Below are 14,433 nucleotides of genomic sequence, written 5' to 3'. Positions count from 1 at the left end.
CCGCGCCGGGAGCTACTGTTTCGTCAGGAGGCGAAACCTTGTCTTATCTGGAGTGCACCCCCGAGGACCTGGCGCGCACCCGCTTCGTGATGTCGCCGATGGCCCAGGTGGTCGCCGCTCTGCCCCTGCTTGGTGGCGGCCGGATGCCGCCCGGGATGTCGCGGTGGACGGCCGGGGTACGCGACCGCTACGAGGCGCTGGTCGCCGCCGACCCCGTCCTGCGGGCCCTGGCCGACCTGCTGGTGGTCACCGACTACGTGCCCGACTTCTTCTGCGTGCCGCCGCCCCACGTGAACGCCACGTTCTCCGAGGAGGCGCTGGCCGTGCGGCGCACGCCGTACCGGAAGGCACGCGCCGACCTGGAGCTGAGCTACCGGGGCCGGCCGACGGCCGCGGCGCTGGACGTGCCCGACGTCGCCGAGCGGGTGGCCGGGAGTTTGACCGCCACGTGGAGCGAGCTGATCGAGCCCGACTGGCCGAGGATGCGCGCGCTCCTGGAGCGTGACATCGTGCGGCGGGCGGGACGGCTGGCGGTGTACGGCTGGGCCGAGGTGTTCGACGAGCTGGACGTGCACATGTCGCTGGAGGGCGAGCGGATCCTGCTCGGCCGGGTGACCGGCGCCTCGCACCGGCTGGGCGGCGTCGGCCTGGTCCTGATGCCCAACGCGTTCGGCGGGAGGACCGTCTACCTCGACCCGCCGCGTGCCTTCGGGCTCACCTACCCGGCGCGGGGTGTGGCCGCGCTGTGGGAGAGCCGGGTGCCCGCGCCGGACAGCCTGGCCGCGCTGCTCGGCAGGGGCAGGGCCTCGGTGCTGCTGGAGCTGGCGACGCCCGCGAGCACCAGCCAGCTCGTCGCCAGGCTGGGCATGACGCTCGGCGGCGTCGGCGACCACCTCGCGGTGCTCAGGCGATCGGGGCTGGTCACGCGCGGCAGGAGCGGGCGGTCGGTGCTCTACACGCGCACCCCGATGGGCGACGCCCTGACCGAATGGAACGCTTGAACGCGGCGCGGCGCGGGAAGCGCGCACCGCCGCCCGGCCCTGCGGGGCACCCGGTCAGCCCGCCGAGACCCTGAGGACGATCTTTCCTCGCACGTGACCGGTCCGGCTCAGCCGGAACGCCTCGGCCGCCTCGGACAGGTCCAGGACGGTCGTGATCTCGGGGACGGCCAGGCCGCCCTCGATCATCCGTCGCAGCTCGTCGAGGTCCTCCGCGCTCGGCCGGGCGAACACGAAGGTGCCGCCGTGCTCCAGCACGCCGTCGTTGGTCAGCGAGACGACCCGTCCCCGCGCGTCCTCGCGCAGCAGGGCGAGGGACGACACCAGTTCCTCGCCGCCGTACATGTCCATGATCGCGGTGACCCCGGCTGGCGCGAGCGAGCGCACCCGCTCTTCGAGGCCGGGGCCGTAGGTGACGGGCTCGGCGCCGAGGCCTCGCAGGTAGTCGTGGTTGCGGGCCGAGGCGGTGCCGATGACGCGTGCTCCCAGGGCGGCGGCGATCCGCACGGCGAACGATCCGACGCCGCCCGCCGCGGCCTGCACCAGCACGGTGTCACCGGCCCCGACCCGCAGCGCGTGGACGAGTGACTGGTAGGCGGTGAGACCGGCGATCGGGACGGCGGCCGCCTGCTCCCAGCTCAGGTTGACCGGCTTGCGGGCGATGGTACGTATCGGTGCGGCCACCCGCTCGGCGTAGGTTCCCCTCCCGATCGAGTCTTCGCGCACGTACCCGATCACCTCGTCTCCCACCGCGAAGCCGGTGACCGTCGGGCCGACCTCCGCGACCACCCCGGCGACGTCCCAGCCGGGAATGACGGGAAAGTGGACGTCGAAACGGCCGTCCAGATGCCCGGAGGCCGTCTGCCAGTCGACCGGGTTGACCGACACCGCCCTCACGTCGACGAGAACGGACTCCGGGCCGAGCTTCGGCTCGGGGACGTCCGCCATCTCCAGGACCTCCGGCCCGCCGTAGCGCCGGTAAACGATCGCCTTCATTCCCTGCCTTCCGAAGCGCGCACCGGCCCGCGAACAGTGCGACATCGTGGGCCGCTTTATAGCACCAAATAGCTACTTTTACTGATCCAGACCGACGTAGCCGGTGGCACCGATGATCAGGATCTCATGGTGGGAGGGCTCCTTGGAGGTCAGGGGGCGAGCTCCTGGCGGGAACCGGTCCGCGAGGCGTTCTCGACGGCGGCGAGCACGCGGTGCTGGCGCACGGCGGTGTGGAAGGAGGGATGCGCCTCGCGGCCCTCGGCGATCGCGCGGGCGACCTCCAGGTAGAAGGCCGCGACGTTCGAGGGCGGACCCGCGGGGACGTTGGCGAGTGAACTCACGACGGCGTTCGCGGGTGAACGCGCGGGGACGGAAAGGGGCGAACGCGCGGGAACGTTCGCGGGTGAACTCGTGAGGACGCCGCCGGGAGCGTCCGGGAGCGTGTGGCGGCCCGCGACGACCGGCTCGGCGCGGGTGCCGTCGGCGGCCGAACGGGTGACCGTCCAGTCGGCCCAGTGCAGGTACATCCCGGGCTCGGTGGGAGCGACGGTCAGCGCGCCCTCGCTTCCGGTGATCCTGAGGTGGAAGCCGTCGGGTCCCGGGGCGTTGCCGCCGGGCACGCTCACTACGGCCACGGCCCCGCTCTCCAGGCGGCCGTGGACGGTCACGTGGCCGGGCACCCCGCTGGGTGTCGACCGGCCCGTTTCTGCCACGGCGACCACGTCCACGTCCGGGTGGGCGGCCAGCTCGGCGGCTTCCCCGGACGGCATGGGACGGGGGCGTCCACGGCGTGGCGGGCGTCGCCCTTCAGGAAGGAGTCCGGCTTTCGGTGAGAGATCCGGCCTTCGCTGAGAGATCCGGCCTTCGCTGAGAGATCCGGCTTTCGGTGAGTGATTCGGCCTTCGGCGGGGAATCCGGTCAGGAGGAGGCCAAGGACGAGGCCGCGGACGTGTCCCGGACGACAGGCGCCGCCGGGTTCCGGTATCCAGGCAGGGGGCGGGCCGGACCGGCCGACCCCGCAGACCCGTCGCGCCCATCGGAGACGACACCGATCGGAGACAGCACCGTGAGCATTCCCCTGCCCCCCTCGTTCGCCCACCACGCGATCGACGCCGACGGCGTGCGCGTCAACACGTACGTCTCGGGCGACGGCCCGCCGGTGCTGCTGCTGCACGGCTACCCGCAGACCCATCTCATCTGGCATCGGGTGGCGCCCGTGCTCGCCCGCGAGCACACCGTGGTCCTCACCGACCTGCGGGGGTACGGGGACAGCGACAAACCTCCTTCCGCGCCGGATCACGGCCCCTACTCCAAGCGGGTGATGGCGCACGACCAGCTGCTGGTCATGCGCTCGCTCGGCTTCGACCGCTTCGCGGTGGCGGGCCACGACCGCGGAGCGCGGGTCGGCCACCGCCTGACCCTGGACGAGCCCCGGGCGGTGACCAGGCTGGCCGTGCTGGACATCGTGCCCACCCGCCACGCGTTCCGGCACGCCGACGCCGCGTTCGCGCTCGGCTACTACCACTGGTTCTTCCTCGCCGCGGGCGACGGCGTCCCCGAGCGCATGATCGGCGCGGATCCCGGCTACTGGATCCGCGCCCACATGAAGGTCCAGCACGGCGGGACCCCGTTCGACCCGGCGGCCCAGGACGAGTACGTCCGCTGCTTCTCCGACCCGGCGGCCGTCCACGCCTCCTGCGAGGACTACCGGGCCGCCGCGAGTGTCGACCTGCGCCACGACGACGCCGACGCGGACGCGGGACGGCGCGTGACCTGCCCCGTACTCGCCCTGTGGGGCGAGCGCGGTTTCGTCGGGCGCAACTACGACGTCCTGGACGTCTGGCAGCGGTACGCGGACGACGTGCGCGGCCAGGCGGTGCCCAGCGGCCACTACATCCCCGAGGAGGTGCCCGAGATGACGGCGGAGCTGCTCGGCTCGTTCCTCTCCGGGAGCCCGGTCACGACGCGACAGCGATCGAGCCCCCTCGATCAGACGTAGTAGCCCTCGACCGGGACGCGCGCCTCGTCGAACAGCGCGGGACCCTCCTGGGACACGCGCGGCCAGCCGCCCCCCGGCTTGAGGCTCGCGAGCTGCTCGTTGGAGAGCGCGAACACGACGCGGCCGAGACCGGACCGTTCGATGGCGCCCGCGCACATGGAGCAGGGCTGGCAGCTGGTGTACATGGTCGTGGCCGCCGCGACGCCGGGGTCGAGCTCTCGGGCCGCCCACCTGGCCAGTTTCAGCTCGGGATGGGCGCTGATGTCGCCGTCGCTGAGGACCGTGTTGTGGTCCTCGGCGAGGATCGTGCCGTCCGGGCCCACCAGCAGCGACCCGAACGGGGCGTCTCCGGTCGCCCGTGCCTTGGCGGCGAGCTCGATGGCCCTGCGGAGATAGTTTTCATCATTGTTCGTCATGATTGTTCCCTAAGATCGATTTGTCTGGAGTGAGTCGCTCTGGATGCCCAGGGCGATGGGGTGTGGCTGATGGTTGTTTGCCGCGTTTGTGGCTTGAAAGGAATAGCCGCCCCGTCGTTCTGGACGCCCTGGCCGCTGATTGAGATCTGATGCGAATCGTCGCTGTTCAGGGACCTGCCGGCGGGGCCGTCCACGGGGTTGACCTGCAAGAACGGAAAGGCGGGCCGGGTGACGGCGACGAGCGTGTGGATCGGTATCGACGCGGGCAAGACCAGCCACCATGCGGCGGCGGTCGACGCGGCGGGCAAGAAGCTGTGGTCGGTCAAGGTCGGCAACGGCCAGCGGCAGATCGAGGAGCTGATCGAGCGCGCCACGGCCACGGCCGCCAAGACCGGCGGCCAGGTGCGGTGGGCGGTGGACCTGGTCAGCCCGGTCGCCGCGTTGCTGCTGGCCACCTTGCTGACCAGCGGCCAGAGCGTGGTCTATGTGCCCGGCCGGATGGTCAACGGGATGGCCGGGATCTTCCGCGGCGAGGGCAAGACCGACGCCAAGGACGCCCGGATCATCGCCGACACCGCCCGCATGCGCGGTGACCTGACCGAGCTGAGCGCCACCGACGAGCTGGTGGTCGAGCTGACCCGGCTGACCTCCTACCGCGCCGACGTGATGGCCGACTGGGTGCGCGGCGTGAACCGGCTGCGTGACCTGCTCACCAGCATCTTCCCCGCGTTGGAGGCCGGCTTCGACTTCTCCACCCGCTCGGCGCTGATCCTGGTGTCCGGCTATTGCACGCCCGAGGAGATCCGCCAGGCCGGCCACGAGGGCCTGACCACCTTCCTCCACGAGGAGGGCGCCTGGCGCAAGGGCATCGACGCCATGGTCACGACCGCGCTGGCGGCGGCCGGCCGACAGACGGTCGCGCTGCCCGGCGAGGCCACCACGGCGATCCTGGTCAAGAAACTCGCCCGTCAACTGCTGGGGCTGGACCGGGAGATCAAGGACACCGACAAGCTGATCGCCCAGCGGTTCCGCACCCACCCGCAGGCCCACATCATCGAGAGCCTGCCCGGTATGGGCCCGCTGCTCGGTGCCCAGTTCCTCGTCGCGACCAGCGGCGATGTCCAAGCCGCCTTCACCCACGCGGGCCGCCTGGCCTCCTATGCCGGACTGGCGCCCGTGCCACGTGACTCGGGTCGGATCACCGGCAACAACCGCAGGCCCAAGCGGTTCAACCGGCCACTGCGCCAGGTGTTCTACATGGCCGCGCTGTCCAGCATCCGCGCCGACGGCCTCTCGCGCGCTTTCTACCAGCGCAAACGGGGAGAGAACAAGCTCCATACCCAGGCCCTACTCGCGCTTGCGCGCCGTCTGGTCGACGTGCTGTGGGCCTTGCTGCGTGACAACCGGGTCTTCTCCCCGGTCCCGCCACAGCAGGTCACGGCACTCGCCGCTTGACGTGGTCATTGAGATTCCCTTCGTGGTTGATGTGTGCGCAGATCCCAGTGGGCGGCCACGGTCGCGAGCGCCTGCCAGGCCACCTCCGGGTGGCGCGTCTCCTGCGGGTCGCCGTCGAACGGATCGAGCACGACGGTGTCGGCGCCGAGCAGGCGCAGCTGTTCGAGGTCGTCGAGGACCTGGTCGATCGTGCCCTCACCGGCGAGCCGTCCGGGGGCGGCGATCGGGGACCCGGTGAGCCGCAGGGCGATGCGGGGCGCGAAACCGGGCACCGGCCACCCCTCCTCGTCCGCGATGACCCGCAGCCGGTCCAGCGCCTCGCGCATCCGGCCGGGGGTGAGGCGCAGCGGGTGCCACGCCTCGCCGAGGCGCACCGCCCGGCGCAGGCCGGCGTCACTGTTGCCGCCGACCCAGATCGGTATCCGCCCGGCCCGGTAGTCCTCGTCGTCCTCCCAGGCCGCGCGCATCACCCGGAGGTGATCGTCGGTCAGCGCCCCGCGCCGCTCGAACGGTACCCCGAGCGCCTCGAACTCCTGCCGCGCCCAGCCGACGCCCACACCGAGGACGAGCCGCCCGCCGCTGAGCCGGTCGAGGTTGGCGGCCATCCGGGCGACGAGCAGCGGGTGGCGGTACGGCACGATGAGCACCGTGGTGCCGAGCCGGATCTCGCCGGTGACGCCGGCCAGCCAGGAGAGGGTGGTGAAGGGCTCGTAGAACGGCGCCGGATACTGCTCGGCGACATCGGGGGTTATCACGACGTGGTCCGAGACCATGAGCAGATGGAAGCCCAGGCCCTCCACCGTCTGTGCCCAGCCGCGTAACGCACCGGGATCGGTGCCGGGCCCAAAATTCGGGACATTAACGCCTATTCTCACCGCTTCAGGCTATCGAGGGATCAGCCACGGCTGGAAGGGACTCATCCCGGCGTACGGCGTCATATGCCGTTGATATGCCGGTATCTTTGGCGGATGACCGAGAATCTTGACGCGACCGACTGGTCGATCCTGGTCGAGGTCCAGCGGGACGGCCGCATCCCGATCACCGAGCTGGGGCGGCGGGTGAACCTCAGCGCCTCCGCCACGACCGAGCGGATCAGGCGGCTGGAGGCGACGGGCGTCATCACCGGCTACCACGCGGACGTCGACCTGGAGAAGGCCGGTTTCCCGGTACTGGCCGTCGTGCGCCTGAAGTATCCGGGCAGCCGGCACCAGCCACTGCACCGGCTGCTCGACGAACGCCCTGAGATCCTGGAGTGCCTGCGGACCACCGGTGACGACTGCTACATGCTGAAGGTGGCCGCGACCTCCATGGGCCACCTCGAAGAGCTCGTCAACGAGCTGGCCCAGCTGGGCAGCACCACCACCAACCTCGTCTACAGCCAGACGCTGCCTTACCGCGGCCCGCAGGGCCCCCGGTCCTGATCGAGGTTCCCCGGCCGATCCGCGGACATCTCATACATCGCTCCCTTCCCCGCGCGGACGGCGTCTCCGCCGTGTCAGCCGGAGCGTGACCGCCACGCCCGCGGACAGGAAGGCGCCGAGTGCGAGGATCGCGACGGGGTGATAGCTCGTGTCCATCTCCGCCCTGACCGGCCGCGCCGTCCCCGCGGCGGGGAATCGGATCGTCGCCTCCGCGGTGCGTTTCGCCAGCCCGCTCTCCAGGCGGATACGGGCGCGCCACGGGCCGTCGGGCACCTGCTCGTCGAGGACGGCGGCGACGGATCCGAAATCGCCCGGAGCGAGCGTCGTACCTGTTTCGATCTTGAACGGGCCCGCGTTCAGGCGTGAGGGGCCGTCGGACAGTTTCAGGTCGCCGCCGAGGTCGAGCGCGCGGCCTCCGGTGTTGTGCACCCGCGCGAGGACGGTCTGCCGGCCGTCCGGCGAGCGCTGGGCCGTCAGCGAGTCGATGGTGAAGGCCGACGCCGGCGCGTTGCCCCGGCCGACGGAGAGGTAGATCCGGATACCGACCCGGTTGATCTCGGCGACGCCCCCGCCGGGCGGCGCGGCCTTGGCCGCCTCGGCCCAGATCACGGCGTAGCGCTCTCCGGCGGCGGCGTCGTCCGGTACGGCGATGGTCGCGTTGACCGTCGAGCGGGCCCGGGGGGCCAGGATCACCTCGTGCCGGTCCAGGGTGGTCCAGGTGGACAGCTCGTTGGGGGTGTGATCGACGCCGAACTGGAATCGCCGGTCGCGGATCTCCGCCGCGGCCGCGTAGATGGAGAGATGCTTGGGCGAGCGGGTCGTGTTGAACACCTCGACCCGCCGGTGGATGACGGAACCCGGCGCGAGGTGATCGACGATGTAGGACCAGGCCCGCGCGTCGGCTCGTGCCTCGACGGGCGCTTCGAGCAGGCGGATCCCGATGCCGCCTTCGGGCGGCCGGGTCACCGGCGCGGGCCTGTGGGGCGTGCCGGCGGCCGAGGCGAGAGCCCCGGCCACCAGCAGCCCCACGAAGATCTCACAAGGACGCACGGTTGCCGCCCTCGACCTCAGCCGACCGAATGGGTGACGGTGCCGGTGTACGTTCCCCCGACGGACGCGGGCGGAATCGTCACGGTGAGCGTCGGATTCCAGGTGGCGGTGTTGTTGCCGATGAGCGCGGTACCGGTGAACGCGACGCGCGGCACGTTGATGATGCCGCCGGGGCCGGGTGTGAAGGTCCCGGTACCCGTCGTGGAGGTGGCCTGTCCCGGGGAGTAGCTGACGTTGATGTTGTCGATGGTCTCGGCCGCCGTGCCGCCACCGGTGACGAAGTCGGTGCCGGTGACGGTCGCGGTCCAGGAACCGTTCAGGGTGGCACGCAGGTCGGTCACCGTGACGGGACCGATCGGTCCCGCGATGCTGGCGGTGCCGGCCCCCACCGAGCCGAGGCTCACCGACCCCGGCGCGTTGATTGTGAGGCCCTCAGTCGTGATCGAGAACGTGACGGTGGTGTCGTCGGCCAGGGCGGGCAGGGCGGTCGCCGCGACGAGGCTGAAGCCGACGGCTGCCACGATCGTCAAAAACAGTCTGCGCATCGTTCGATCCAATGTTCCGAATGAGTGAAAGAGACGATGCGAGGCTTGAACCCCTGACCAGCAGGCCTGAACATCTCGACGTATCGCCGTGTCTCAGAGCGGAAGATAACTCTTCGGAGCCGACATGAGATCGGGGACACGACGTGCGGGTCCACCGAAATACCGTTTCTTGGAGATGAAATGCCAGATTCACGGCTTCCGGCGGTGGGTTCACCGATCGTCGGCGGCGCCCTCCGCCCGAAACCGCGCGCCGGCTAGGAGCGACGGCCGCAGCCGGTCGCGGCGGCCGTGATCCGGGTGTGGGACTTCCTTTCCGCCCCGGGACCGGCGTGGTCGTCGCGGCGGGCGCTGTCTCGCTCACCGCTTCTCTCTGGCAGGGGCCCCAGGCAGGGACATCCGAGGTCCACGCGCTGGATCAGCACCGGTGAGGTGCTGGGATCGAGCTGGGCCGTACCCGCGTAGGTGGCGACGACGCGGTTCACGCCCGCGGGGAGATCCGAGACGGTCAGGGTGGCGACGCCGCCCGCGCCGAGCTGGGCCGTGCCCAGCGCCGCCCCGTCGGTGGCGAAGGTGACCTGCCCCGTGGGGACGGTCGCGTCCGAGGACGTCACCGTCGCGGTGAAGGTGATCGGGCCGCCGTCTCCCGAGGGACACGTGGAGGTCAGCGTGGTCGTGGTCGTCGCCGTTCCGCAGGACTGGGCGAAGGGCAGCGCGACGGTGTTCGTGTCCAGGGTGATCGCGCCGCCACGGCTCAGCAGGCGGCCGACCACGGTCACACCGGTGGTCGCGGTGATCGCGCTCAGCGCGAGGATGTTCCCGGAGAAGGCGGAGTTGGTTCCCAGCGTGGCCGAGCTGCCGACCTGCCAGAAGACGTTGGCCGCCTGGGCGCCGTTGACGAGGGTCACCGTGCCGTCGGACGCGGTGACGAGGGTGGAGGCGGCCTTGAAGATGAAGACGGCGCCCGGGTCGCCCCGCGCGTCGAGGGTCAGGGTGCCGGTGATCTGGAAGGTCCCCGCGGCGGAGTCGTAGACGCCGGGCGTCACTGTGGTCCCGCCGAGCTCCGTCGGGACGGTGGCGTCGACGGGCCGGCCCGCGGCGTCGTCGTAGGCGACGGTCAGATCCGTCTGAGCCTGCTGGGCGGCGGCGTCGGTCTGGTGAACGGTCCCGGTCACGGTGCCGGGCGGGAAGCCGCTCAGCGCCGTGCCCGGCCACAACCCGAGGTCCCCGGTGACGACGGTGGGCCCGGTGTTCGTGACGGCGTCCCGGCCCAGGACCTCGAAGTTCGCGGCCGTGCCGAGCTGCACCGGCGTCGCCGCATCCGCGGTCGCCGGGGTCACGGCCGTCGCACCCGCGGTCGCCGGGGTCACGGTCGGTGGGGTCACGGCCGTCGCACTCGCGGTCGCCGGGGTCACGGCCACCGGGGACACGGTCACCGCACTCGCGGTCGCCGGGGTCACGGCCACGGCTCCCAGCGCGACCACGGCCGTGAGGACCCCCGCCAGCCGGGAGCGAACGGTATTTCGCGGCACCACACGAGGTCGAACGGCCTCCATCATGATGTTTTCCTTTTCTTTGAACATTGCCCCGTCGCGGCGCATTTCCAGCGATGCACCACTCCTTCCGACCTTACCGATTGACCGAGCCATTCTCGTTATACGACATACGCGCAGATCTCATCGGCGCCGACCTGCCCTTCCACCAGCAAGGACACCCATTTCCTCCGGAGACGAACGTTTTCAACCCCACATATCAGCTCATATTTTGAAATGACTCACAATCCAAATGTCCTGCCTATCGCGCGACGGGAAACACGTCGTTCGCCGATGGGATCGCCCGCCGCCTGACCCGCGACGGCGAGGACCCGAGAGCACACCCGCGCCCGGCCACCCCGGCTTCGGACATCAGGCCCCGGCGCGGCGACGGCGCGGGTGCCGCGCCGGGGTCACCCATCCTCGGCGCGAGTGCCCACCGCCGAACGGCGCGCAGCCCCGGCCGGCCCGTGCGGCGTCGAACGGCGAGGGTCACCGGCGCGTATCTCCGGCCATGCGGTCCACCCGCGCCGGGCGCGCGATCCCCTCGCCCCGGCCTTCTCCGCGCGCCGCCCGGCTGACAGGATGTTCCGCGTGACCTCAACGGCGCTGCGCGTGCCACGGGCCATCGTCTTCGCGACGATGTGCCTCGTGGTCTCCGCGGGCGGCCACGCCCTGGCCGGGGGCGGCCTGATCCCGCCACACCTCGCCGTTCTCGGCGCGCTGGTCGCCTTCTGCGTGGCGTACGCGCTCAACGGGCACGAGCGCGGCCCCGAGGTCGTGCTCACCACCACCGCCGGCGCGCAGATCCTGCTGCACGAGCTGTTCGACGGTGCCGCGCCCGCGTCACACCTGACGGTCTCCGCCCACAACCATCCCGGTCCGGGCATGACGCTGACGCACCTCGCGGTGGCGCTGGGCACGGGATGGTGGCTGCATCGAGGCGAGAGCGCGCTGTGGCTGATGATCCGCCTGCACGGCGGGCGGGTGCCGCTGATCCGGCCGCTCCTCGCCGCTCCCGCCGGGGTGACGCCGCCGGTGCGACAGCCGGTCCCGGCCACCGGCGTCCGGCCGTACGGCGGCTGGGAGATCCTTCCCGCGCTGCGGCGGCGCGGCCCTCCCGCGCCGCGCCGCGTCGGCTGAGGGACCGGGAAGGTCCGGCGGCCGGTGCGCCTCCGTGACCAGACACGCCTCCGCACTCCGAGGCGTCCTCCCGCTTTCCCGGTTTCCCGCCGGGAGTCTCTCCTGGAGCAGACAAATGGCGTCCCTGCCGCGATTCGCCCGTACGACCGTTGTGACCGCGCTGCTCTGCGCCGTCTTCCTGACGCTCGGCACGCCCGCCGCGCTCGCCCACGACCGCCTGAAGAGCAGCTCACCCGACAGGGGGGCCAAGGTCGCCGCCCTCGAGCGGATCAAGCTGGTGTTCACCACCCGGGTCCGCTTCCCCGCCGTCGCGCTGCGCGAGGCGGGTGGCACGACCGTGGACCTCGGCAAGCCCAAGGTCGATGGTGACACCGTCACCTCCGGTGTCCCCGAGACACTGGCCTCGGGCAAGTATGTGATCGCCTGGCGGGTGGTCTCCACCGATGGCCACCCGATCGAGGGGGAGATCCCCTTCACCGTGACCGCTCCCGCGACGCCGTCCGCCACCGCGGAACCCACCCCCGAACCCGCTCCGGCCGCCGAGTCCACCCCGGCGCCGGAGAGCTCGGCGCCGGGAACCCCGGCACCGGAAACCTCGGCGACCACCGCCCCGCCCACCCCCGCGCCCGGCCTGGTCTCCGCCACCGACGACCGGGAGAGCGACGGGCAGGGGCTGCCCGGCTGGACCTGGATCGCGCTCCTCGCCCTCGTCGTGGTCGGTACCGGTGTCTGGTTCCGCGTCTCCCGCCGTGACGAGCCCGGTGGCGCGGAGTGATCCGCCGACCGGACGCCTTTACAATGTAGATCAATATAATGTCCACGGCGTCCCGGGAAGGAGCGGGCGGAGATTTTAGCCGACGGCGCCTCACCGGCGAGCGGGCGCGACACGGCCCCCGGCGGAAGTGTGTGCAATGGGTCCATGGCTGCCGTACCGATATGGACCGACCTGCTCAAGACCCGATCCGCCCTCTGCCTGGGGATCGCCCCCTCCCCCAAGTGGCTGGAGGCGTGGCGGATGGGCGACGACGTGGACGGGGCCCGGCGGATGTGCTCGGTGGTGTTGGAGGCCGCGGGCGAGCGGGTGTCCGTCTACCGGATCCAGGTGCCGTTCTTCACCCGCTTCGGCACCGCGGGCACGGACCTGCTGCGCGAGGTCGTCGACGGCGTGCACGAGCGGGGCTCGCTGGCCGTGCTGGACGCGAAGGTATGCGACGCCGACGACACCATGGACTCCTACGCCGACCTCTATCTGGGTCCCGGCAGCGTGCTGGGCGGCGACGCGGTGACGGCGAACCCGTTCATGGGCTTCGCCGCCCTCGACCCGCTGCTGCGTCGGGCCCGTGACAGCGGAACCCTGGTCATGGTGCTCGTACGCACCTCCAACCACGCCGCCGGCGGGGTGCAGGGCGCCGTGACCGGATCGCGCACCGTCGCGCAGCGCACCGCCGACGAGGTCCGGGAATGGAACGACGAGCACGGCGTGGCGGCCGCGGCCGTGGTGGGGGCCACCCGCGAGGAGGCCCTCGACCTGGTGGCCCGCATGCCGTCGGCGGTCGTGGAACTGCCGGGCCTCGGCAGGGCCGGGCGCGAGACCCGCGACCTCCTCGCCGTCGCCGCCGAAGCCCCGGGCCGGGCCGTCCTGCCGGTCACGACCGGGGTGCTGCGGCACGGGCCCGGCGTCGCCGCGCTGAGTGCGAGCATCGCGGCCTGGCGGGAGGAGATCGGCGCGGAGGTCCCGGCGTGCTGATCGAGCTTCGGCCCGGCACCCCCGCCGAGGTCGCCGAGGAGGTGGCGGCGCTGACCGGGGCGCACGAGGACGTCACCGCCTGGCCGATCAACCTGGCCGGGAGGGTCTTCGTCGTGGTGAGCGGCGACGAGTCCCTCGCCCGCGTACCCGCCTCACCCGCCGTGCTGGCCCGCCGCCCGACCCCCGACGGCCACTGGCTGGTACGGCGGGACAGCGGCGTGGCACCGCGCGAGGTGACGATCGGCCCCCTTCCGCGTTCCGAGCTCTCGCGGTCCGAACCTTCGCGGTCCGGCCCGCCGGCGGTCCCCCCGGCTTCCGGGCAGGCGGTCGACGGCGGGGTGGTCGGGGGGCCTCGGCTGTGGTGGGCGGCGGGACCGTGCGCGCTGGAGTCGGCCGAGGACGCGGTCGAGACGGCCCTGGCGGTCAAGGCGCGGGGGGCGCACGCCCTGCGGGCCGGGCTGTCCAAGACGCGCAGCAGCCCCTACCACTTCCCCGGCAAGGGCGGGCGGGGCCTGAAGGCGCTCGCGGAGGTCCGGCGGGCCGCGGCCATCCCCGTGATCACCGAGGTGTGCGACCCGCGCGAGGTGGAGGCGGTCGCAGAGGTGGCCGACTGCCTGCAGGTGGACGGGCGGCAGCTGGACAACCGCCCGCTCCTGGCCGAGCTGGGCGCCCAGCCCAGGCCGGTGCTGCTGATGCGGGGGCCTCGGGCGAGCCTGGACGACTGGCTGCGGGCGGCGGAGTTCGTCTTCACCCGGGGCAACGGTGCCGTGGTGCTCTGCGCGGGTGCCTGGGGAACCCCACCGCAACCCGGGTTCGGGGCGATCGCCGCGCTGCGCGCCCGTACCGACCTGCCGGTGGTCTTCGACCCCAGCCACAGCACCGGCTCGGCCTCACTGGTGGCTCCGGCCTCGCTGGCGGCCTCGGCGTACGGCGCGGACGGGCTGCTCATCGAGTCGTGCCTGAAGCCCGGGAGGATGTACCGGCCGGGCGACGCGGCGCACATGTTCCCCCCCGAGTCCCTGGCGGACCTGGTCGCCGCCTGCGAGCGGGCCCGGGACTCCGCACGATCCCTGGCGGTTCCGCGATGACTGTTTCCCCGACCCCCACGACCTCTGCGACTTCCATGACCTCGAC

Annotated in this window: 15 protein-coding genes; 8 read left to right on the top strand and 7 right to left on the bottom strand. The window is 71.9% G+C overall.

All coding sequences use genetic code 11. From position 1 onward, the window contains the following. Positions 1–38: 38 nt before the first annotated feature. Complete coding sequence (locus OG587_RS27850; protein WP_329080305.1) at positions 39–1,001, top strand: ArsR/SmtB family transcription factor; 963 nt, start codon at positions 39–41, stop codon at positions 999–1,001. Positions 1,002–1,055: 54 nt separating this feature from the next. On the opposite strand, the gene OG587_RS27845 is transcribed toward OG587_RS27850, so the two are convergent. Together OG587_RS27845 and OG587_RS27840 are read right to left on the bottom strand one after the other, a co-directional pair. After that, on the bottom strand, positions 1,056–1,994 hold the full coding sequence (locus OG587_RS27845) for an NADP-dependent oxidoreductase (protein ID WP_329080303.1): 939 nt from the start codon (positions 1,992–1,994) through the stop codon (positions 1,056–1,058). Between the two features lie 149 nt (positions 1,995–2,143). Continuing rightward, the gene (locus tag OG587_RS27840) at positions 2,144–2,764 is read right to left on the bottom strand and encodes a hypothetical protein (RefSeq protein ID WP_329080301.1); all 621 of its coding nucleotides are present in this window, start codon (positions 2,762–2,764) and stop codon (positions 2,144–2,146) included. 116 nt (positions 2,765–2,880) lie between these two features. On the opposite strand from OG587_RS27840, the gene OG587_RS27835 reads away from it, so the two are divergent. Then, the gene (locus OG587_RS27835; RefSeq protein WP_329080299.1) at positions 2,881–3,993 is read left to right on the top strand and encodes an alpha/beta fold hydrolase; all 1,113 of its coding nucleotides are present in this window, start codon (positions 2,881–2,883) and stop codon (positions 3,991–3,993) included. Here OG587_RS27835 and OG587_RS27830 read toward each other — a convergent pair. Next, complete coding sequence (locus OG587_RS27830; protein ID WP_329080297.1) at positions 3,984–4,409, bottom strand: nucleoside deaminase; 426 nt, start codon at positions 4,407–4,409, stop codon at positions 3,984–3,986. The two genes, OG587_RS27835 and OG587_RS27830, sit on opposite strands and share 10 nt — an antisense overlap. A 228-nt stretch (positions 4,410–4,637) precedes the next feature. On the opposite strand from OG587_RS27830, the gene OG587_RS27825 reads away from it, so the two are divergent. Then, positions 4,638–5,864, top strand: coding sequence for an IS110 family transposase (locus tag OG587_RS27825; protein ID WP_329080295.1), 1,227 nt, complete (start codon positions 4,638–4,640; stop codon positions 5,862–5,864). A gap of 5 nt (positions 5,865–5,869) precedes the next feature. Here OG587_RS27825 and OG587_RS27820 read toward each other — a convergent pair whose 3' ends face one another. Further along, on the bottom strand, positions 5,870–6,739 hold the full coding sequence (locus OG587_RS27820; RefSeq protein WP_329080294.1) for an LLM class flavin-dependent oxidoreductase: 870 nt from the start codon (positions 6,737–6,739) through the stop codon (positions 5,870–5,872). A 93-nt stretch (positions 6,740–6,832) separates the two neighbouring features. Between OG587_RS27820 and OG587_RS27815 the strand changes: the two genes are divergently transcribed. Further along, positions 6,833–7,285: an Lrp/AsnC family transcriptional regulator gene (locus OG587_RS27815; RefSeq protein WP_329080292.1), complete on the top strand. Its 453-nt coding sequence runs from the start codon at positions 6,833–6,835 to the stop codon at positions 7,283–7,285. Between the two features lie 30 nt (positions 7,286–7,315). Here OG587_RS27815 and OG587_RS27810 read toward each other — a convergent pair whose 3' ends face one another. From OG587_RS27810 to OG587_RS27800, 3 genes are all read right to left on the bottom strand, one after another. Beyond that, positions 7,316–8,335, bottom strand: coding sequence for a hypothetical protein (locus tag OG587_RS27810; RefSeq protein WP_329080290.1), 1,020 nt, complete (start codon positions 8,333–8,335; stop codon positions 7,316–7,318). A 17-nt stretch (positions 8,336–8,352) separates the two neighbouring features. Beyond that, a complete protein-coding gene (locus OG587_RS27805; RefSeq protein ID WP_329080288.1) occupies positions 8,353–8,880 on the bottom strand; it encodes a hypothetical protein in 528 nt (175 codons plus the stop codon). A 254-nt stretch (positions 8,881–9,134) separates the two neighbouring features. Next, positions 9,135–10,436, bottom strand: coding sequence for an ice-binding family protein (locus OG587_RS27800; RefSeq protein WP_329080287.1), 1,302 nt, complete (start codon positions 10,434–10,436; stop codon positions 9,135–9,137). A 567-nt stretch (positions 10,437–11,003) separates the two neighbouring features. Between OG587_RS27800 and OG587_RS27795 the strand changes: the two genes are divergently transcribed. The 4 genes from OG587_RS27795 to OG587_RS27780 all read left to right on the top strand — a co-directional run bounded on the left by OG587_RS27795 (position 11,004) and on the right by OG587_RS27780 (position 14,387). Beyond that, complete coding sequence (locus OG587_RS27795; protein WP_329080286.1) at positions 11,004–11,552, top strand: hypothetical protein; 549 nt, start codon at positions 11,004–11,006, stop codon at positions 11,550–11,552. Between the two features lie 115 nt (positions 11,553–11,667). After that, positions 11,668–12,327: a copper resistance CopC family protein gene (locus OG587_RS27790; RefSeq protein ID WP_329080285.1), complete on the top strand. Its 660-nt coding sequence runs from the start codon at positions 11,668–11,670 to the stop codon at positions 12,325–12,327. A 144-nt stretch (positions 12,328–12,471) separates the two neighbouring features. After that, positions 12,472–13,299, top strand: coding sequence for an orotidine-5'-phosphate decarboxylase (gene pyrF, locus OG587_RS27785; protein ID WP_329080283.1), 828 nt, complete (start codon positions 12,472–12,474; stop codon positions 13,297–13,299). After that, positions 13,293–14,387, top strand: a complete 1,095-nt coding sequence (locus tag OG587_RS27780) for a hypothetical protein (protein ID WP_329080281.1) — start codon at positions 13,293–13,295, stop codon at positions 14,385–14,387. The genes pyrF and OG587_RS27780 overlap by 7 nt, the downstream gene beginning before the upstream one ends. Positions 14,388–14,433 lie beyond the last annotated feature (46 nt).

It is taken from the genome of Streptosporangium sp. NBC_01469 (genome assembly GCF_036227305.1).
Taxonomy (GTDB): Bacteria; Actinomycetota; Actinomycetes; order Streptosporangiales; family Streptosporangiaceae; genus Streptosporangium.
This window is presented reverse-complemented; position numbering and strand designations above follow the sequence as displayed.